23 protein-coding genes are annotated in these 18,927 nt (G+C 68.6%); 10 read left to right on the top strand and 13 right to left on the bottom strand.

The features are described 5' to 3' along the window. The first annotated feature begins 53 nt into the window (after positions 1–53). Positions 54–671 (top strand): SLATT domain-containing protein, encoded by a 618-nt coding sequence (locus ACWPV3_RS00590; protein ID WP_453976451.1) that lies wholly within the window; start codon positions 54–56, stop codon positions 669–671. On the opposite strand, the gene ACWPV3_RS00595 is transcribed toward ACWPV3_RS00590, so the two are convergent. Further along, on the bottom strand, positions 642–1,934 hold the full coding sequence (locus ACWPV3_RS00595; protein WP_453976452.1) for a dicarboxylate/amino acid:cation symporter: 1,293 nt from the start codon (positions 1,932–1,934) through the stop codon (positions 642–644). The genes ACWPV3_RS00590 and ACWPV3_RS00595 overlap by 30 nt on opposite strands. 141 nt (positions 1,935–2,075) lie before the next feature. Here ACWPV3_RS00595 and ACWPV3_RS00600 point away from each other — a divergent pair, with 141 nt between their 5' ends. The 5 genes from ACWPV3_RS00600 (at position 2,076) to ACWPV3_RS00620 (ending at position 4,925) form a co-directional block, all read left to right on the top strand. Further along, positions 2,076–2,297, top strand: coding sequence for a cysteine protease (locus tag ACWPV3_RS00600; RefSeq protein ID WP_453976453.1), 222 nt, complete (start codon positions 2,076–2,078; stop codon positions 2,295–2,297). 56 nt (positions 2,298–2,353) lie between these two features. After that, on the top strand, positions 2,354–3,019 hold the full coding sequence (locus ACWPV3_RS00605; protein ID WP_453976454.1) for a glutathione S-transferase family protein: 666 nt from the start codon (positions 2,354–2,356) through the stop codon (positions 3,017–3,019). A 52-nt stretch (positions 3,020–3,071) separates the two neighbouring features. Continuing rightward, positions 3,072–3,272 carry a hypothetical protein gene (locus ACWPV3_RS00610; RefSeq protein ID WP_453976455.1) on the top strand — a complete coding sequence of 67 codons (201 nt, stop codon included), beginning with the start codon at positions 3,072–3,074 and terminating at the stop codon, positions 3,270–3,272. A gap of 156 nt (positions 3,273–3,428) precedes the next feature. Beyond that, on the top strand, positions 3,429–3,902 hold the full coding sequence (gene greA, locus ACWPV3_RS00615) for a transcription elongation factor GreA (RefSeq protein ID WP_292180684.1): 474 nt from the start codon (positions 3,429–3,431) through the stop codon (positions 3,900–3,902). Between the two features lie 51 nt (positions 3,903–3,953). Further along, entirely contained in the window at positions 3,954–4,925 is a 972-nt protein-coding gene (locus tag ACWPV3_RS00620; protein ID WP_453976456.1) for a mitochondrial fission ELM1 family protein, read from the top strand. Between the two features lie 132 nt (positions 4,926–5,057). Here the strand turns inward: ACWPV3_RS00620 and ACWPV3_RS00625 are convergent, their stop codons facing one another. Next, on the bottom strand, positions 5,058–5,270 hold the full coding sequence (locus ACWPV3_RS00625) for a hypothetical protein (RefSeq protein ID WP_292086717.1): 213 nt from the start codon (positions 5,268–5,270) through the stop codon (positions 5,058–5,060). 69 nt (positions 5,271–5,339) lie between these two features. On the opposite strand from ACWPV3_RS00625, the gene trxB reads away from it, so the two are divergent. Further along, positions 5,340–6,347 (top strand): thioredoxin-disulfide reductase, encoded by a 1,008-nt coding sequence (gene trxB / locus ACWPV3_RS00630; RefSeq protein ID WP_292086715.1) that lies wholly within the window; start codon positions 5,340–5,342, stop codon positions 6,345–6,347. 21 nt (positions 6,348–6,368) lie between these two features. Here trxB and ACWPV3_RS00635 read toward each other — a convergent pair whose 3' ends face one another. The 3 genes from ACWPV3_RS00635 to ACWPV3_RS00645 form a co-directional block, all read right to left on the bottom strand. Then, positions 6,369–7,544 (bottom strand): cell wall hydrolase, encoded by a 1,176-nt coding sequence (locus ACWPV3_RS00635; protein WP_453976457.1) that lies wholly within the window; start codon positions 7,542–7,544, stop codon positions 6,369–6,371. Positions 7,545–7,724: 180 nt separating this feature from the next. Next, on the bottom strand, positions 7,725–8,081 hold the full coding sequence (locus ACWPV3_RS00640) for a DUF6481 family protein (RefSeq protein WP_292086713.1): 357 nt from the start codon (positions 8,079–8,081) through the stop codon (positions 7,725–7,727). 239 nt (positions 8,082–8,320) lie between these two features. Further along, positions 8,321–8,515, bottom strand: coding sequence for a hypothetical protein (locus ACWPV3_RS00645; RefSeq protein WP_292086712.1), 195 nt, complete (start codon positions 8,513–8,515; stop codon positions 8,321–8,323). A gap of 443 nt (positions 8,516–8,958) precedes the next feature. Here ACWPV3_RS00645 and ACWPV3_RS00650 point away from each other — a divergent pair, with 443 nt between their 5' ends. Continuing rightward, a complete protein-coding gene (locus ACWPV3_RS00650) occupies positions 8,959–10,065 on the top strand; it encodes a cell wall hydrolase (RefSeq protein WP_453976458.1) in 1,107 nt (368 codons plus the stop codon). Between the two features lie 4 nt (positions 10,066–10,069). Here the strand turns inward: ACWPV3_RS00650 and ACWPV3_RS00655 are convergent, their stop codons facing one another. The 5 genes from ACWPV3_RS00655 to nadA all read right to left on the bottom strand — a co-directional run bounded on the left by ACWPV3_RS00655 (position 10,070) and on the right by nadA (position 14,674). Then, positions 10,070–10,252 carry a hypothetical protein gene (locus ACWPV3_RS00655; protein ID WP_292086709.1) on the bottom strand — a complete coding sequence of 61 codons (183 nt, stop codon included), beginning with the start codon at positions 10,250–10,252 and terminating at the stop codon, positions 10,070–10,072. A gap of 61 nt (positions 10,253–10,313) precedes the next feature. After that, entirely contained in the window at positions 10,314–11,174 is an 861-nt protein-coding gene (gene nadC / locus ACWPV3_RS00660; RefSeq protein ID WP_312736690.1) for a carboxylating nicotinate-nucleotide diphosphorylase, read from the bottom strand. Further along, positions 11,171–12,697, bottom strand: coding sequence for an L-aspartate oxidase (locus ACWPV3_RS00665; protein WP_453976459.1), 1,527 nt, complete (start codon positions 12,695–12,697; stop codon positions 11,171–11,173). The genes nadC and ACWPV3_RS00665 overlap by 4 nt, the downstream gene beginning before the upstream one ends. Continuing rightward, positions 12,694–13,536: a metalloprotease gene (locus ACWPV3_RS00670; RefSeq protein ID WP_453976460.1), complete on the bottom strand. Its 843-nt coding sequence runs from the start codon at positions 13,534–13,536 to the stop codon at positions 12,694–12,696. The genes ACWPV3_RS00665 and ACWPV3_RS00670 overlap by 4 nt, the downstream gene beginning before the upstream one ends. A gap of 58 nt (positions 13,537–13,594) precedes the next feature. Then, a complete protein-coding gene (nadA, locus tag ACWPV3_RS00675) occupies positions 13,595–14,674 on the bottom strand; it encodes a quinolinate synthase NadA (RefSeq protein ID WP_312736687.1) in 1,080 nt (359 codons plus the stop codon). A 149-nt stretch (positions 14,675–14,823) separates the two neighbouring features. Here nadA and ACWPV3_RS00680 point away from each other — a divergent pair, with 149 nt between their 5' ends. Then, positions 14,824–15,159: a GIY-YIG nuclease family protein gene (locus ACWPV3_RS00680; RefSeq protein WP_313452157.1), complete on the top strand. Its 336-nt coding sequence runs from the start codon at positions 14,824–14,826 to the stop codon at positions 15,157–15,159. Between the two features lie 95 nt (positions 15,160–15,254). After that, a complete protein-coding gene (ilvA, locus tag ACWPV3_RS00685) occupies positions 15,255–16,769 on the top strand; it encodes a threonine ammonia-lyase, biosynthetic (protein ID WP_453976461.1) in 1,515 nt (504 codons plus the stop codon). Positions 16,770–16,775: 6 nt separating this feature from the next. Here ilvA and ACWPV3_RS00690 read toward each other — a convergent pair whose 3' ends face one another. The 3 genes from ACWPV3_RS00690 to ACWPV3_RS00700 all read right to left on the bottom strand — a co-directional run bounded on the left by ACWPV3_RS00690 (position 16,776) and on the right by ACWPV3_RS00700 (position 18,871). Beyond that, entirely contained in the window at positions 16,776–17,174 is a 399-nt protein-coding gene (locus ACWPV3_RS00690) for a host attachment family protein (protein ID WP_292086701.1), read from the bottom strand. Between the two features lie 79 nt (positions 17,175–17,253). Further along, positions 17,254–17,784 (bottom strand): methylated-DNA--[protein]-cysteine S-methyltransferase, encoded by a 531-nt coding sequence (locus tag ACWPV3_RS00695; RefSeq protein ID WP_453976462.1) that lies wholly within the window; start codon positions 17,782–17,784, stop codon positions 17,254–17,256. Further along, positions 17,768–18,871 (bottom strand): bifunctional transcriptional activator/DNA repair enzyme AdaA, encoded by a 1,104-nt coding sequence (locus ACWPV3_RS00700; protein ID WP_453976463.1) that lies wholly within the window; start codon positions 18,869–18,871, stop codon positions 17,768–17,770. Before ACWPV3_RS00700 ends, ACWPV3_RS00695 begins: the two co-directional genes overlap by 17 nt. Positions 18,872–18,927: the final 56 nt, after the last annotated feature.

Below are 18,927 nucleotides of genomic sequence, written 5' to 3' on the forward strand. Positions count from 1 at the left end.
TCGCAGAGTTGTTCGCTATACCTCCTCTTTGCAACCGCAAGAGGGAAAGGGACATGGCTCAAGAACTTTGGTTAAAATATCCGCTGTTGAGCACGATGTCGAAGCTAAGGGCATCGCGCTTCAACGCAGCGGAACGCCTCGCTAAGCGTTATCGCTGGCATAGCATCTCTCTAGTTGTTTTTTCAATATATGTGATCGCCCTAAGCATAGCACCGAATTTTTTCCCAAATATGCGCGCTGACGTAAGGAACGTTATAGGATTTGTATCTATTGTTTCATCGGTATTCGTAGTAGCCCTCAGCGTTTATTCCGCATTTAGTGAAGACGTTGTGAGAGGAAAATATTTGCATGATAATGCAAAGCGAGTTACAAACCTATATCAGCAGTATAAAATAATTGCTCATGAACATGTAAACAATAAAGGCCCAGCTCCAAATAACTCGGAGTTTGAATCAAAATATGCAGCAATCATGGATTCCTGTCCGTATAATCATGATGGAATAGATTTCCAAAATGCCATGATCGGGATCGAGAAAACGCATCCAAGTGATGCGAAGCGGATCAAATTCAAACTTGCATTTGATATGTATTTTTGGCCAGTTCTCGCAATCTTATTGCCGCCAATAGCTATTGGGTTTGGTCTATTGTTTTTCGGCAATTCGGTTAGCTGACTCCCCCGCCACGATCCTGGTCGCGGCCAGGTCGGCGGTGACGTTGCCGACGGTGCGGAAGATGTCGGGTACGACCTCCACCGCCAGGAGGATGGGCAGGACGCCGATGGGCAGGCCCATGGCCAGGCAGATCGGCCCGATGCTGGCGAAGAAGCTGACCTGGCCCGGCAGGCCGACCGAGGCGATGGAGACGGCGATGGCCGTCAGCCCGCCCGCCACCAGGGCGCCCAGCCCCAGCTCGATCCCGTTCAACTGCGCCACATAGAGGCAGACCCCCAGGTTGGCGACCGGGCTGGTGATGCGGAACACCGCCACCGCCAGCGGCAGAACGAGGCCCGCGGAGGCCTGGGGCACGCCCAGCCAGTCGCGCGCCCGCTCGATCATCACCGGCAGGCTGGCCAGGGACGACTGGGTCGAGACCGCCACCACCTGGGCCGGGGCGGCGGCGCGCGCGAACCGGGCCAGGGAGATGCGGCCCCACAGGGTCACGGCGACATAGATCAGCAGGATCAGGCCGATCTGGCTCAGGCACAGGATGGCGACATAATGGGCCAGCGTGCCCGCCACCCCCAGACCGGCGCGCAGCCCCACGCCCAGAGCCAGGGCGAACACTCCGAAGGGCGCGGCCAGCAGCACCCAATGGACGATCACCACCATGGTCTCGGCCACAGCCTCGAAGAAGCCCGCCAGGGGCCGCCGCAGATCGGCGCGGATACGCGTGGCCGCAAATCCAAAAGCCACGGCGAAGACCACCACCGCCAGCACGCCGTCGTCGGCCGCCGCCTTGATGACGTTGGACGGCGCCAGGCTGGACAGGAAGGCGTCCAGTGCGTTCGTCTGCGCGGCCCGGCCCACGGCGGCCGCCGCATCGGACGGAATCCCCGCCAGCATCGCGCGCCCGGCCTCGGGATCGATGGGCCACAGGGTCAGCAGGCCCAGGCCCGCCAGGATCGCATAGACCGTCGCCGCGACCAGCATCAGGCCGAACACCACCAAGGAGCGCGCGGCGATCCGCCCGGTCGCCGCCGCATCGGCGATGGAGACGATCCCCGTGACCAGAAGGCTGAAGACCAGCGGCATCACCGTCATCCGAAGGGCGTTCAGCCAGACCTGGCCCAGCCCCTCCAGCGCGCCCAGGGCGGCGGTCAGCCAGGGGGCGTGGGCGTTTTGGGCCGCGGCGCCGGCCGCCACCCCGGCGACCAGGGCCACGATGACGAAGAAGCTCAGTGAGGTGAAGAAGGCGGCGAAACGGGAACGGCTCATGGCTCTGGCGTAGCACTGCTTCGCACGTCGCGCGCGCCAAACCTTCTGCATCCTGTCGTCAGTTCAAATCGCCGCACCGAGAACCGGCCGCCCAACCTGCGCGTTACAGGCCCAGACTTATAGGCTCCGAAGGAGATTCCCATGTCCCGACTTCACAAGCTGGTTCCCATGCTCGGCGGCCTACTGCTGTCAAAGGGGGGACGCCGTCTGGCCGGCCGTCACGCCGGCAAGCTGGCCCTGGCCACCCTGGCCTATGAGGTGTGGCGCAGCCGTCGCGAGCGCGGCCGCGCCGGCGCGGCGACGCCCCCGCCCCCGCCCCGCCCCCAACGCCAGGCGCGATGGAGCGGCCGCACCCCTCGATAGGGCTCGACTTTGGCTGTCGGGGCGCCTGATAGTCCGCCGTCCAACGGAGCGCCCCCATGATCAAGGTCCACCATCTGAACGACAGCCGCTCCCAGCGCGTCTTGTGGCTGCTGGAGGAGTTGGGCCTGCCCTACGAGGTCGTGCGCTATGAACGCGACGCCCGCAGTCGGCTGGCGCCGGCGGCGCTGCGCGCCATCCACCCCCTGGGCAAGTCGCCGGTGATCCAGGACGGCGATGTGACCGTGGCCGAAACCGGCGCCATCGTCGAATATCTGCTGGACGCCTATGGTGATGGCCGTCTGCGTCCGGCGGCGGGGACCGAAGACGCCCGCCGCTTCACCTATTGGCTGCACTACGCCGAAGGATCGGCCATGCCGCCGCTTCTGCTGAAGCTGGTGTTCGGCCTTCTGCCGCGCCGGGCGCCGGGCCTGATGCGCCCCCTGGTCAAGCAGATATCGGACAAGGCCATCGCCGGCTTCGTCGATCCCCAGCTTCGCGATCACGTCGGCTTCTGGGAGGCTGAACTGGCGCGGTCCGAATGGTTCGCCGGCGATCAATTCACGGCCGCCGACATCATGATGAGCTTTCCGGTCGAGGCCGGAGCCGACCGGGCCTTCGATCCCGCAGACCGCCCGCGGCTCAGAGCCTTCCTGTCGCGCATCCACGCCCGCCCCGCCTATCGTCGGGCGCTGGAACGCGGCGGTCCCTACGCCTACGCCTGACGGTTCGGGGCAATTCGGGGCAACCGGACGCCCCGTGAGGCGTTAACGCTTCATGCGCCTCAAAACCCTTCAGATCGTCGCCGCGCTAGGCGCGGCCATCGCCTTCGTCCTGGCCTTCATGGCGGCCGGCGCCGTCCTGCTGTCGGGCCTGTTCATGATCCTGGGCCTGGCGGCCATCGCCTGGCTGGCCCTCAGCCTGATCAAGGGCGTTCTGCACCGCGAGCGCAAGCCGGAGCCGCGCATCCGCGCCTGACCCACGACATCCACGCGCGGGAGTTGCGACGACAACCCTTGAATTCCGACCCTGTTTGCCCTAGTTTTGATGCCCGGCCGCGCCCGCCCCGCGGCCTTTTGTGTGCCTACTCCGCGTCTTTCCAGTCTCTGGGCGAATAAGAAAAATCACGACACAATGGAAAAAGTGCCGATGACGGCCGAGGGTTATCGCACCCTCGACGATCAACTGAAGCAATTGAAGTCGGTGGAAAGGCCCAGCGTGATCGCGGCCATTTCCGAGGCCCGCGAACACGGCGACCTGTCCGAAAACGCCGAGTATCATGCGGCTAAGGAGCGGCAGGGCTGGATCGAGGGCCAGATCGCCGAGATCGAGGACAAGATCAGCCGCGCCCAGGTCATCGACGTGTCCAAACTGTCGGGAAACCAGGTCAAGTTCGGCGCCACCGTCACCGTGGTGGACGAGGACACCGAGGAAGAGGCCCGCTATCAGATCGTCGGCGAACACGAAGCCGACGTGAAGAAGGGCAAGATCTCCATCGCCTCCCCCATCGCCCGCGCCATGATCTCCAAGGAGGTCGGCGACGTGGTCGAGGTCAACACCCCCGGCGGCGTGAAGGCCTACGAAATCCTCAAGGTCGAGTGGAAATAGGCCGACCCGCCTACGCCTTATCTCCCTCCCCGGGCCGGGGAGGGAGGCGCGATGGCTGATCCCCTCTCTATCTGGGTCGTCTCGGACGGCCGCGCCGGGATCGAGAACCAGGCCCTGGGCCTGGCCGAGGCGGTGCAGCGTCTGACCCCGGCCGAAATCACCACCAAGCACATCCGCTGGCGCGCGCCGTTCGACCGCCTGCCCTCGGCGTTGAAGACGCGGGCGATGCTGGACCCGTCCTCCGACGCCCTCGCCGCCCCCTGGCCCGACCTGTGGATCGCGACGGGCCGCGCCACCCTGCCCCTTTCGACACGGGTGAAACAGTGGAGCGGCGGCAAGACCTTCGTGGTCCAGACCCAGGACCCACGCTGGGCCAACGCCCGCTACGACATGATCGTGGCGCCCGCCCACGACGGCCTGTCGGGCGACAATGTCTTCGAGATCACCGGCTCGCCGCACCGCATCACGCCGCAGCGGATCGCCGACGCCGCCCCCGCCTTCGCCGACCGGATCGCCCCCCTGCCCCATCCGCGCATTGCGGTCCTGATCGGCGGTCGGTCAAAGGCCTTCGACCTGCCCCCCGACCACGCCGCCGCCCTGGCCGACCGGATCGCGGACGCCGTGCGGACGGCGGGCGGTTCGCTGATGCTGACCTTCTCGCGCCGCACGCCGGAGTTGGCCAAGGCGGCCATGACCACGCGACTGTCCGCCCTGCCCGGCTGGATCTGGGACGGGACGGGCGACAACCCCCTGTTCGGCTTCCTGCATTACGCCGATCATGTGCTGGTCACAGAGGACAGCGCCAACATGGCCGCCGAGGCCGCCTCGACGGGCAAGCCGGTTCACATCCTGCCGATGGTCCCGCTGAAGCGCGCCGGCAAGTTCGCCCGCCTGCACGACGACCTGCGTTCGCGCGGCGCCGCCCGGCCGTTCGACGGCGCGCTGATCCCCTGGACTTACGCCCCCCTCGCCGAAACCGACCGCGCCGCCCGCGCGGTGCTGGAGGCGATGCGGACGCGCTGAATTCACCGCAAGCCGGTCTCGCCCCGCCCAATCCTGACGCAGGCGTGACCTGAAGCCCATCTCCTGGCTGGACGGCACGGTGAGAATGGATCGCAAAAAAGTGCACGAAAGTGCACTCAAAAAAGGCGGCGCTCAGGCGGCCCCGCCGCCCTTGTCGTCCGAATCCTCTTCCTTCCCGGACCTGGCCTGGGCGGCGCCCATGCCCGCGACACCGAGGCCCGAGCCGATGGCGACGCCCAGCGCGATCCCCAGGGCCAGATTGTCCAGCGCCAACCCCAAGGCTGTTCCGATCGAAACCCCGACCCCGATTCCGATGGGCAGGAAAGCCGCCGCTTTCTTGTTCATTCCCCACTCCCGTGCTCGCCCGACAAGACTAGCATCGCGCGAAAAGGAATCAGCCCCTAAATAGGCGCCATGAGCACTCCCAGAACCGTCCGCGTCGCCATCATCGGTTCCGGCCCCGCCGGCTGGACCGCCGCCATCTATGCGGCGCGCGCCTCGCTGAACCCCGTCGTCATCGCCGGCATCCAGCCCGGCGGCCAGCTGACCATCACCACCGACGTCGAGAACTATCCCGGCTTCGCCGAGACTATCCAGGGTCCGTGGCTGATGGAGCAGATGCAGGCCCAGGCCCTGCATGTCGGCACCGAGGTCATCCACGACATCGTCACCTCCGCCGACCTGTCCCAGCGTCCGTTCCGGCTGAAGCTGGACGGCGGCGACGAGATTCTGGCCGAGACGGTCATCATCTCCACCGGCGCCCAGGCCAAGTGGCTGGGGCTGGAGTCGGAGGCCGCCTATCAGGGCTTCGGCGTCTCGGCCTGCGCCACCTGCGACGGCTTCTTCTATCGCGGCAAGCAGGTCGTGGTCGTCGGCGGCGGCAATACGGCGGTCGAAGAGGCGCTGTTCCTGACCAACTTCGCCTCCAAGGTCACGGTCGTTCACCGCCGCGATGAGTTCCGCGCCGAGAAAATCCTGCAGGACCGCCTGTTCGCCAACCCCAAGGTCGAGGTGATCTGGGACGTCGCCATCGAGGAGATCGTCGGCGTGGTGGACGGCATCGCCCGCAACGTCACGGGCGTCCGGCTGAAGAACGTCAAGGACGGCTCGACCCGCGAAATCCCCGCCGACGGCGTCTTCATCGCCATCGGCCACGCCCCGTCGTCGGAACTGTTCAAGGGCCAGCTGGAAACCAACTCGGGCGGCTATCTGCGGGTCAAGCCCGGCACGGCCTCCACCGCGATCGAGGGGGTCTGGGCCGCCGGCGACGTCACCGACGACGTCTATCGCCAGGCTGTCACCGCCGCCGGCATGGGCTGCATGGCCGCGCTTGAGGCCGCTCGTTTCCTCGCCGAAGAAGACCACGCCAAGGCCCACCACCCCATCAGCCACGCCGAGGCCGAGAAGATCGGCGTCTGGTAGGGGACCGACCCCGCCTCGGGGTCAGCGCGCGGGCCGGCCGACCTCTTCGACCTCCATCGGCGTCACGCCTTCCGGCGCCGGCTGGGCGGCGGGTTTGGGCGCCTCCATCGTCGACAGGCGGGCGTTGATGGCGGCCACCTCCTCGCGCGTCGGCAGGCGGCGTCCGCCCAGGCTGACCACGCCCACCACGCGCTGATGACCATCGATCTCCACCGTCTTCATCGGCGCGCCGGAACCGACCGCATTCGGATCGGCGCCGCCCGTGGCCTGACCGGCCTGAAGGGCCGGCAGGCGCGCCTTGGCGAAGCGCGCCTCGTCGATCGCCGGCTCATGCCCGCCATAGGCGTTGCGGAAGGCGGCGGTTTCACCGGCGAAACCCTTCCAGCGATAGAAGATGTGCGCCCCGATCTGCGTCACCTTGGCCACCGTCGGGGCCCACCAGGGATGGACATAGTCGGCATGATAGTGGGTCGCCGTCCCGACCTGCTGGGCCACGGCGCCGTTCAGGGCGCGTTCGGCCACCTTGCGGGCGCGATCCCACGCCCAGGGCACGGGCGTCTGAGCCAGGGAACCGTCGCAGGTGAAGCTGAACTGGCAGCCGGTCGTCCGCTCGGCGCCTTCGAACACCACGCCGCAGACGGTGTCGGCGTAGTTGGGATCGCGCACGCGGTTCAGCACTACCTGCGCCACGGCGGCCTGGCCGGCGTCCGGTTCCAGCGCCGCCTCGAAATAGACGGCCTGGGTCAGGCAGCGCACGGCGCGACGGCGATCCTCGGCCCCGCCCTTGAAGACGAACGGCAGGGCGGGCCGCAGGGCGCCGACCGCCGTGGGAACCGCCGCGTTCAGCCGCTGGGCTTCCAGCCCGGTCTTGCCCAGGTCCAGCGAGGGCTTGCCCGCCAGGGTCAGGCTTTCCCACCCCGGCGTCAGGCCATAGAGGGCGGGTTGCAGCAGGCGCGGGTCATGACGTTGCGCCAGGGCCAGTTGCGACGGGCTCAGCCGCGCCTCGAGCGCCGACAGGCCCTTGCCGCCCAGATCGCCGCCGGTGATCCGGGCCACGGCCTCGGCGGTGCGGTCGATGTCGGGGCGTTCGGTCGACCCGGCGGCCAGGGCGACGCCCAGCACGGCGCCGACGGCCGGCAGGGCCGCCGCCGAACGCTTCAGCGTCCGCCACACCAATGTCCACCGCGTCAGGGTCATTCCAAATCCGCAAGAGGCGACGCCTTCAAATGAGAACGCCGCCGTAACGATGCAATGGCCGAACTTGTGGGCCGTTTTCAGGCCCTGGCGGATCGGCGTTATGGCGCGCCCAGGACGCCGTCCAAAGAAAAACGCGCCGAAGAAGCCCTCGGCGCGTCGATCCCGGAAAGACTGTCCACCTTAGCGGCGCGCCTTGCGTGCGGCGTAGCGGGCGTCCCGCTTGGCCTTCTGCTCTTCCTTGGTCAGTTGTTTGCGCGCCTTCCGGTCGGCGCGCTTTTCGGCGTCGATCGCTTCCTGAGCGGCCATTTCCGCGGCCAGGCGCGCAGCTTCCTTCTCGGCCTTCTCGCGGCGCAGCTCGGCCTTGGCCAGTTCGTGCTGCTGACGCAGGGCCTCCTTTTCTGCGGCCCGCTTTTCGGCGAGACGTTCGAACTCGGGATCGGGAGCGGCGGGCTTGGGCTTGAACTTGGCGAGCAGGGCCTTCTTGGCTTCCTGCTGGGCGGTCAGGCGGTCGGTGAATCCGGTCTTCAGATCTTTCATGCGAAAGCGATAGGTTCCTTATGGGGCGGCCCAAAGCGGCCGTCGGAAATCAGGCGGCGAAAACACGCACGCACGGCCCGAAGCGGGCCGGACAAAGCCGAAACCCGCGCCGAAATCAAGGTTCGCCGCGGCGAAATCATTCAGAGACGGGGTTTGGGCGACGATTTCGGCCAGGGATCGCCGCCACTGATGCAGATAGGTCGCGCCCGCCCCCGGGACAAGGCGCGCGGGATCGGCCCCTACCTGGGCTTTTGCGCCTGGCCGACCGCCGTGCCGGCCGCGCCGCCGACCGCCGCGCCGACAGGACCGCCGACGACGGCGCCGGCGACCGCGCCCGTCGCGGCCTTCTGTTCGACCGTCGCGCCACAGGCGGACAGACCCAAGGTGATAACGGAAACGACGGCCAGGACGGCGGCGGGTTTCATGCGAGACATCACGACTTCTCCCTAATAGCCGCGCTTGAACGCCGACGACCGCGTTTCGTTCCAGTCATCAGGTCGAAAAGGACGCATGCGCCACATTCTTAAACATCCAACATATACGAAAAAGCTTATGTCTCATAATTCTATGTTACTGCCACAAGATGAAACGATTTATAATACAGTATTCGATAGATATTCATCGGATTTTCCGTCCGATTTCAGCCACAACGTCACGCTGATCTGGAAAATGTCCAATCGTTTCTGACACCTGATCGCCCAATTGCGAATCAGCCACATTTCCAACATAAAGGGCTGGCTAAAGGCCCGTCCTCGACGCCCGGGCCAGTGAGCCGAGCGCCGGATTTCGCAGGCTGGAGCGCGACGTTTTCGTCGCCCGGCCGGCAAGACTACCCCCGGGGGCTGCGTTTCTCGCCCTGCTTAACAGGACTAACTCGTTGTCGCATTCCTCGCAGACGCGCGCCGTTTCGCGCGCCGATCATGTGGCCAGGATCAAACCCATGACGGCGGCGGCGGCCTTTGGCGGTCTGGTGGGACTGGCGATCGGGTGCGCCTATCTGGGCGGGACGGCGGCGCGCGCGACGACGCTGCGCGCCCAGGCCGAACAGATTCAGGGCGCGACCTCCGCCGGCTTCACCGAAGAAGCCCTGGCCGCCGCGGCCGGCGGGCTGGACGCCAGCGCCCTGTCGATCGCCCGACGCCACGATCCCTATGTCAGCGCCGGCGCCGCCGAGCGCGACCGCCAGGCGGAACTGCTGTCGGCCCGCCTTGAACAACTCCGCGCCCCGAACGACCTGCGCCGCGCCAGCCTGACGGCGCCGACGCCCGCCAGCCCCTTCCAACTGGGTCACGCCCTGGACGCCAGCCGCGATCTGGATTGCCTGACCCAGGCCGTCTATTACGAAGCCCGCGGCGAAGGCCGCGACGGCATGAAGGCGGTGGCCCAGGTGGTCCTGAACCGCGTTCGCCACCCCGCCTTCCCCAAGACCGTCTGCGGCGTCGTCTTCCAGGGCGCGGCGCGCAGCACGGGCTGCCAGTTTTCTTTCACCTGTTCGGGCGCGATGCGTGGTCGGGTCAACCAGGCGGCCTGGGACCGCGCCCGCGCCGTGGCCTCCGGCGCCCTGTCCGGCTCGGTCTTCGCCGCCGTGGGGTCCGCCACCCACTTCCACACCACCAACGTGTCGCCCGGCTGGCGCGGCTCGCTGATCCAGGTCAGCCAGATCGGCAGCCATCTGTTCTATCGTTTCGGCGGTCGTTCGGGGTCCAGCAGCGCCTTCACCTATGCCGCGCGACCATCGACCGCCGCGGATGAGCCGCGCCTGATCCACGCCGTCGACCGCACAGAGGCCGAGACTCCTCAACCGCAGCCTGTCGCCTATTCCGCCGTCGTGGCTCAGGACAAGCCCAAGGCGCCGACGCCTGCGGCGTCGCACCCTGTCTCCACCCCAGGTCCCGCCGCAGCCCAGCCCGCATCGACTGCGCCGGTCCGCGCCAGCCGCGCTGCGGTTGTCGCCAAGGTCGAGGGCGAAGCCAACCCCGTCTGAAACGTCAGGACCGGCGTCGGTAGGTGACGTTCTGCTCCATGTTCCCGAACCGGCCTTCTTCCTTCAGATTGGCCTCGGAACCCTGTTCGAGTTCGGTCTCCCGATCATGTCGGGTTTCGTGTCCCTCTTCCGGTCGCGGATGGCCGGAGCTGAGCTGATCCGGCGGCGTTTTCGGCATCTTGGACATGACATCCCTCCGTTGATCAGAGGGTGAACGTCTCGTCCCTGAAGCCGTTCCCCGCCTGACCTCAGAAGGCGTCCAGGCCGATGTCCAGCACGGGCGCGGAATGGGTCAGGGCGCCGACCGAGATCACGTCCACCCCCGTCTCGGCAATGGCGCGCACCGTCGTCAGATCGACCCCGCCGGACGCCTCCAGGACCAGCCGGCCGGCCACCCGCGCCACCGCCGTCCGCAGATCGGCCAGGCTGAAGTTGTCCAGCATCACGACGTCGGGCGCCGCGCCTTCGTCGATCAGGGCCAGCACCTGGTCCAGCTGATCCAGTCCATCGACCTCGACCTCCACCTTCATCAGGTGCGGGGCGAAGGCGCGGGCGCGGCGCACGGCCTGGGCCACGCCCCCGCAGACGGCGACGTGGTTGTCCTTGATCAGGATGGCGTCATCCAGGCCGAAGCGGTGGTTCATACCCCCACCGCAGGCCACGGCGTGCTTCTCCAGCGCACGCAGGCCCGGCGTGGTCTTGCGCGTATCGGCGATGCGGGCGTCCGTGCCCTGGACCGCCTGGACATAGGTCCGCGTCAGGGTCGCCACGCCGCTGAGCCGCCCGACCAGGTTCAGGGCCGTCCGCTCGGCCGACAGAAAGGCGCGGGCGTCCGCCTCCACCACCGCCAGCACGGCGCCCGCGTCGAAGGCCGCGCCGTCCTCGAGGCGCAGTTCGATGTGCGCCTTCGGGTCCAGGGCCAGAACGGCCAGGCGCACCGCGTCGATCCCCGCCAGAACGCCGGGCTTGCGCGCGACGAAGGCCGCCTTCATTCGTGCGCCCTCGGGAATACAGGCCGCAGCGGTCACATCGCCGGCCCGGCCCAGGTCTTCCGCCAGGGCCCGGCGCACGACCGGCTCGATCAGCAGGTCCGGCAGTTTCCGGCTCATTCCGCCGCCTCCAGTTCGGCGGGGCGGACCAGCCGCACCCGCGTGTGTTCGGCCCGCGCGGCGGTCTGGGGATAGTCCGACCGGTAATGGCCGCCCCGGCTCTCGCGCCGATCCAGCGCGGCCTGGGCGATCAGGCGCGCCGCCAGCAGGGCCGCCGCCGGGCCGTGCCGCGCCTCCAGCCGGTCGATCAGGGCCAGCAGCGCCGTCAGCCCCTGCGCGTCGCGCACCACGCCGCAGTGGGCCGTCATGGCCGCGCGCAGTTCGCCCATGGCGGGTTCCGGCAGATCAGGCAGGTCCGGCGTCGGCTGGGGCTTGTCCCCGCCTCGCTCCCCCGCGACTGCCCGCCCCGCGCGCCGCCCGAAGGTCGCCGCTTCCAGCAGGGAGTTGGAGGCCAGCCGGTTGGCGCCGTGCACCCCCGTGGCCGCGCATTCCCCCACCGCATACAGGCCCGGCAGGGTCGTGCGGCCGTCCGCGTCGGCGGCGATCCCGCCCATATGATAATGGCAGGCCGCCATGACCGGCATGGGGCTGACGCGCGGGTCCAGTCCGGCGCGCATGCAGGCGGCGAAGACGGCGGGAAACTCGTGCGGAAACGCCTCGCCCACCGCCGTGCGCGCATCCAGATAGGCGCCGCGCCCGGAGGCTCGGGCCGCATGGACGGCGCGGGCCACCACGTCGCGCGGCTTCAGGTCGGCGTCGTCCTCGGCCCCCAGCAGAAAACGCCCCTCCCCGTCGATCAGCCGCGCGCCCTCGCCGCGCAGGGCCTCGGTCGCCAGGGGGGCCGGGTCGATCCCGACGTCCAGGGCGGTGGGGTGGAACTGCACGAACTCGGGGTCCAGGATCTCCGCCCCCGCCAGGGCCGCCAGGGCCATCCCCTCCCCCTTCAGCGCCGAGGGCGTGGTGGTGGCGGCGAACAGGCCGCCGGCGCCGCCCGTGGCCAGGACGACGGCGGTCGCCGTCACCAGGGTCGGCCTGGCGTCGGGACCGCGCGCGATCACCGCGCCGACCACCCGGCCGTCCGCGTCGCGCGCCAGGGCCTTCAGCCGCGCGTCGTCCCAGACGGCGATCGCCTTTTCCGCCCGCACGGCCGCGACCACGGCGGTCAGTATGGCGCGTCCGGCGCCGTCGCCGCCGACGCGGGCGACGCGCGGCACGGCGTGGGCCGCCTCCAGGCTGACGGCGAAGCCGCCCTGGGCGTCGCGGTCGAAGGGCGCGCCCAGGGCGGCCAGCCATTCCACCGTCTCGCGCCCGTGTTCGGTCAGGACGCGCGTCGCCTCGACCTCGACCAGGCCGGCGCCGGCCGCCTGGGTGTCCTGGGCGTGGCGTTGGGGCGAATCCTGCGGCGTCAGGGCCGCCGCCATCCCGCCCTGCGCCCAGGCCGAGGAGCAGGCGTTCAGCAGGGGTTCGGGCGTGATCACCAGAACCTTGGCCCCGGCCTTGGCCGCCTCCAGCGCGGCCGACAGGCCCGCCAGTCCGGCCCCGACGACCAGCGGCCCGTCATGTCGGATGCGGTTCATCGTCAAACTCCCAGATAGCGCAGGCCCAGCCGCACGGCGGCCGCCGGGTCGCCCTCGGTCATCGGCAAAAGCGCCCCCAGCGCGGCGCCGGCGCACAGGATCAGCACCAGCAGATACAGCACCAGGCTGCGTCCCGCCTCGGGCCAGCTCAGCGTGCCCCAGGCCGCGCGCCAGACCCCGCGCTTCAGATGCGCGAAGACCGACAGGGCCAGGAACGCCGCCAGGATGTAACGGCCCGTCGTCAGGCCCCAGACCACCACCAACGCCCCGATGATCAGCAGGACCGCCTGCTCCAGCCGCGGATGAACCCGCGTCAGCACCGGCCCCAACGCCTTGGACCCGTCCAGCGGCGGGGCGGGAACCAGGTTCACCAGATTCAGCAGGGCGACGAAAAAGGCGCCGGCCAGCCATTCCGGCTGTCGCAAGGCCAGGCCGACCGCCACGAACGGGATCATGGCCAGAAGCCCGAAGGCCGGTCCCGCCAACGCCACCAGCACACCGTGCCATTCGCTCTTCGGCGCGCGCCGCGCCTTGGCCAGGCCGCCCAGGAAGGGAATGATGTAGATTCGCGCCGGCCCCATCCCCAGCCGGTTCATCGCCAGGACGTGGCCCGCCTCGTGCACGAACAGGCCGACCAGGACGGCGGCGGCCACCACCACGCTGCCGCTGATCCACCACAGGAAGCCCGCCATCAGGCCGGTGGAGATCAGGGCCCAGACCAGGCTCTGATCCTTCTCGGCCGGCTCGACGACGGCGGAATCCGTAACGGTGTCGCGCGCGGGGCTGGGCGCAGGCGTCGCGTCCCAGGGGCCGGGCTTTCGGGGGGAGGTTTCGATGTCGCTCATGGCGTCCAGATGGGCGCGCGGCGAAGTCCCGACCAGGGGACCGATCGCCGCGCCGCCGTCAGATCAGCTCCACGTCCACATGATGCCGCGCCTTGACCATGTCGTAGCGCGCCGGGACGGCGGGCGGCGGCAGGTCGATCATCCGCTGCACCGCCAGACGCCCGCGCTCGATCATCTCCTCGGGCACCGTCACCTCGAACTGCAGGTTCACCAGACAGTCGTGGATGTTCTGCAGCGTGATCCGCTTCATGTGCGGGCACAGGTTGCAGGGGCCGACGAACTCCACGCTGGGCACGTCGCCCTTGATGTTGGACGCCATCGAACATTCGGTGATCAGCACCACCCGCTTGGGTTTGCGCTGCTCGACATAGTCGGTCATAGCCGCCGTCGATCCGGCGAAGTCGGACGCCGCCAGGATCTCCTCGGGGCATTCGGGATGGGCCAGAACCTCGGCGTCGGGCCAGGCGTCGCGCATGTCGGCGATGTCCTGGGCGGTGAAGCGTTTGTGGACCTCGCAATGGCCCTTCCAGGCGATGATCCCCACCGTCGTCTGGGCCGCGACATTGCGCGCCAGGAACTCGTCGGGGATCAGGATGACGCGGTCCACGCCCCATTCCTTCGCCGCCCATTCCACCACCTGCACGGCGTTGGCGCTGGTGCAGCAGATGTCGGTCTCGGCCTTCACCTCGGCGGTCGTATTGACATAGGTGATGACCGGCAGGCCCGGATAGCGCTGCTTGATCAGCCGCACGTCCGCCCCCGTGATCGAGGAGGCCAGCGAACAGCCCGCGCGCAGATCGGGGATCAGCACGGTCTTTTCCGGCGACAGGATCTTGGACGTCTCGGCCATGAAGTGGACGCCCGCCTGGACGATGATCTTCGCGTCCGACCGTGCGGCCTCCTTGGCCAGGCCCAGGCTGTCGCCGACATAGTCGCCGACGCCATGGAAGATTTCGGGCGTCATATAGTTGTGGGCCAGGATCACGGCGTCGCGCTCGCGTTTCAGCCGGTTGATCTCGCTGATCAGCCGCGCCTGCTCGGGCCATTCCAAGGGGGTGACGTGATCCTTGACCTTGGCCCAGACAGGCGCGGTCTCCTGCGCCAATTCCTTCGTCAGTCCGAACGCGCCGTCCGCCATGACCGTCTCCTCCCGACCCTTATGCTCAAATCTAGCATAAGCGGGATCAATGTAGGCTCTTGACCGTGCGGCGCAAGGGAGAAGTTTAGGCCAGCTATTTACCCGGATATAATTATCGTCTATTTCACCCGGATGAAATGGAGGCCGTTGTGAACGCCGAACACCGCAAGACCCTGATCGCCGCCTACAAGGAACAGCCGACCATCGCCGGCGTCTTCGCCGTGCAGTGCACCGCGACCGGCGAAGCCTGGGTGGGTCAAAGCCGGCATATCGACACCCACCAGAACGGCCTTTGGTTCACGCTGAAGCTCGGGTCCTGCCCGCACGCCGATCTGCAACGGGCGTGGACGGCGCACCAGCCCGAGGATTTCCGCTTCGAGCAGCTGGATCGCCTGTCGCCCGACCTGTCGGACATGGCGCAGAAGGACGAGCTGAAGCGGCGCGCGGCGCTGTGGACCCGCCGGCTCTCGGCGCGCCCGCTCTAAAACGGGCCGTGGCTGGCATATTTTTGCTCGACCTGACTGGTCACGCCCCCTATCGACACGTTCACTCTCGCCAGCGCCTGAAACTCGATAGAAACGTGCAAGACACCATCCGCCGCATCCTGACCGCCCGCGTCTATGACGTGGCGGAGGAGACCCCGCTCGACCCGCTGCGTCGCCTGTCGGCGCGACTGGACCGCCCCGTGCTGCTGAAACGCGAGGACCTGCAACCGGTCTTCTCGTTCAAGATTCGCGGCGCCTACAACAAGATCGCCAGCCTGTCGGAGGCCGATCTGGCGCGCGGCGTGATCTGCGCCTCGGCCGGCAATCACGCGCAAGGGGTGGCCCTGGCGGCCGCGCGACGCGATATCGCCGCGACCATCGTCATGCCCACGACCACGCCGGGCATCAAGGTGGCGGCGGTGCGGGCCCTGGGCGGCGAAGTGGTGCTGCACGGCGACAGCTTCGACGAAGCCTACGCCCACGCCCGTCATCTGGAGAGCCAGACCGGCGCGGCCTTCATCCACCCCTTCGACGATCCCGAGGTGATCGCCGGCCAGGGGACGGTGGGGCTGGAGATCGCGCGTCAGCACGCCGATCCGATCGAGGCCGTCTTCGTCCCCATTGGCGGCGGGGGCCTGGCCGCCGGGGTCGCCGCCATCGTCAAATTCCTGCGCCCCGAGACGCGCGTGATCGGGGTGGAGCCGGTCGACGCCCCCACGATGAAGTCGGCGCTCGACGCGGGCGAGGTCGTCACCCTGAACGAGGTGGGTCTGTTCGCCGACGGGGTGGCGGTGCGCCGGGCGGGCCAGCAGACCTTCGACCTGTGCCGCGATCTGCTGGACGAGATCGTCCTGGTCGACACCGACGCCATCTGCGCGGCGATCAAGGACATCTTCGACGACAGCCGCGCCATCGCCGAACCGTCGGGCGCGGTGGCCCTGGCGGGGCTGAAGGCCTGGGCCGCCGCCCATCCTGGCGCGGGCTCGCTGATCGCCGTCAACTCGGGCGCCAACGTCAACTTCGACCGGCTGCGCCATGTCGCCGAACGGGCCGAGATCGGCGAGGGCGCCGAGGCGCTTCTGGCCGTCAGCATGAAGGACGACCGCGACGACTATCGCCGCTTTCTCGACAGCCTGGACGGCCGGTCGGTGACGGAGTTCAACTATCGCTGGTCCGCCGACGGCCAGGCCCAGATCTTCGTCGGCGTGGCCCTGCGGAACGGCGCAAAGGAACGCGAGGACCTGATCGCCCGCCTGACCGCCGGCGGATACGTCGTCGAGGACATGAGCGACAACGAGACGGCCAAGCTGCACGTTCGCTACATGGTCGGCGGCCGGGCCAGCGGCCTGCCGCACGAACGCATCCTGCGCTTCCAGTTCCCCGAGCGGCCGGGCGCCTTCCTGCGGTTCCTGAACAGCCTCCAGCCCGCCTGGGCCCTGACCCTGTTCCATTATCGCAATCACGGCGACGACGTGGGCCGGGTGCTGGCCGGGATCAGCGTGCCGCCCCAGGAACAGGATCAATTGACCGCCGCCCTGGCGGTCCTGGGCTATCCCTATGTGGACGAGACGCTGAACCCGGCCTGCCGCCGCTTTCTGGACGGCGGCTGAACGCGATCAGGCCTTCTCCACGGCAGCCGCGATCTGATCGGTCGAATGGCCGGTCAGGTCCTTGGCGATCTCCCCAGCCAGTTTGGCCTGCAGATCCTTGTGCCAGTGCTTGCGCAGTTCGCCCAGGGTCTTGGGCGCGGCGATGACCAGCAGTTCGTCGATCCTGTTGGTGACGACCCATTTGTTCAGCACCTGGGCCACGCCCATGGCGAAGCCGTCCTCAGCCTGGGTGTCGTTGTCCGGATTGGCTTCGCTGGAGCGCCGCCCGGCCGAGCCGGAGACCCGGTCCTCGATGGGGGGATTTTCGATGGCCTTCAGCCTGATCTCGACCCCGCCTTCGTTGCGGAACAAGGCCAGCTTTTCGCCATCGACCACCGCCACCAGCGCGCCTTTGGACAGTTTCATGCTTCGGTTCTCCTGTTGTGGCTCAGGGTAACGAACCGGGCTCCAGGGCGTTGCCTGGCTCCAAGGTCGCAGGCGCGTTCTACAGCAGCCGCCCGGCCGTCTCGTGCGCCAGCAGCCAGCGTTTGCGCTCCAGACCGCCGGCGTATCCGGTCAGGGTTCCGTTCGCGCCGATCACCCGGTGGCAGGGCACGATGACCCCCACCGGGTTCGCGCCGTTGGCCAGACCCACCGCCCGCACCGCCTTGGGCGACCCGACCGCCTGGGCCAGTTGACCATAGGTGCGCGTTTCCCCCGCGGGAATGTCGCGCAGCGCCCGCCACACGGCCCGCTGAAAGACCGTGCCGCCTGTCTCCACCCGAACGTCGTTGAACGCCGCCAGGTCGCCGGCGAAATAGGCCTCTAGCGCCCGGCGCACGGCCTCCGGCGCGCGGCCTTCCGTCAAAACGACCGCGCCATAGTGCAGGCGCAGCAGCCGTCGCAGCCGGTCCTCGTAATCGTGGAAATCCAGCGCCCGCACCGCGCCTCCGGCGTCGACGACCAGCAGCACTTCGCCCACCGGCGAGGCGAGGCGATCCAGGATCAGGTTCAGGGTTTCAGGCGGCTTGGGCATCTCGTCCCTCCTCGATCAGGGTCCAGTACAGGGCGCCGTAGGCGCGCCAGGGCCGCCATCGTTCGGCGCGCGCCAAAAGCTGTGGGTCGCGCGTTTCCAGACGGTCGCTGGGGTCGTCCAGCGCCGCGTCCAGCCAGTCGCCGGGCGGCCGCAGACCCGGCCGGCGCTTCACCGCCTCGGCCAGGACAGGATCCTGCGCCATATCGTGCAGGATGGCCTCGGGATCGGCGGCCAGGTCGAACACCCGCCGCACCCGCGCCAGCACCCCCGGCAGGGCCTTCAGATCGTCGATCCGCGCCTCGACCCGCACCCTGCCCGGCGCGCCCGCCGCGACCGACACCGCCCCGTCCGTCTGGTCGACGGCCCGGCGCAGGCGACGGGTCCAGACCCCATCCGCGACCCATTCATCCGCGTCGGCCCGCGCGGCCAGGGCCGTCGTCATCGCCGTCCAGTCATAGGGCGGCCGGTAGGTCAGGCCCAGGCGCACCGCCTCGGCGCCCTCCCCCTCGACCCGCCGACGACGCAGATCGGACGGCGGCCGCCCGTACAGCGCCTGGAAGGTCTCGTTGAACCGTCGCACGCTGCCGAAGCCCGAGGCCATCGCCACCTGGGCCATCGACAGGTCGCTGTCGTGGATCAGCTGTTTGGCCAGCAGCACGCGCCGCGTCTGGGCTACGCTGACGGGGGCGGCGCCCAGATGTTTTCGAAACAGGCGGCGCAGGTGCCGCTCCCCCACCCCCAGCCGCGCGGCCAGGGCCTCGGCGTCGCCGCCGTCCAGCGCCCCCGCCTCTATCAGAGCCAGGGCGCGGCTGACGGTGTTGGACGTGCCGCGCCAGGCGCCCATCTCGGGCGCCGTCTCGGGCCGACAGCGCAGACAGGCGCGAAACCCCGCCGCCTCGGCCGAGGCCGCGCTGGGGTGAAAGACGACGTTCTCGCGCCGGGGGGTGCGCGCCGGGCACACGGGCCGACAATAGATTCCCGTCGACACCACCGCCGTGAAGAACCGCCCGTCGAACCGGGCGTCCCGCGCCGCCAGCGCGCGCCAGCAGGCGTCCTGATCCAGAGTCTGTTCGCGGACCGGTTCCATGGCCCGCAGAATGGGCGCTGCGGCCCGGCTTGTCTCGCGGTTTTCGGACCTGGATG

This window comes from Brevundimonas sp. Marseille-Q4549, assembly GCF_976940555.1.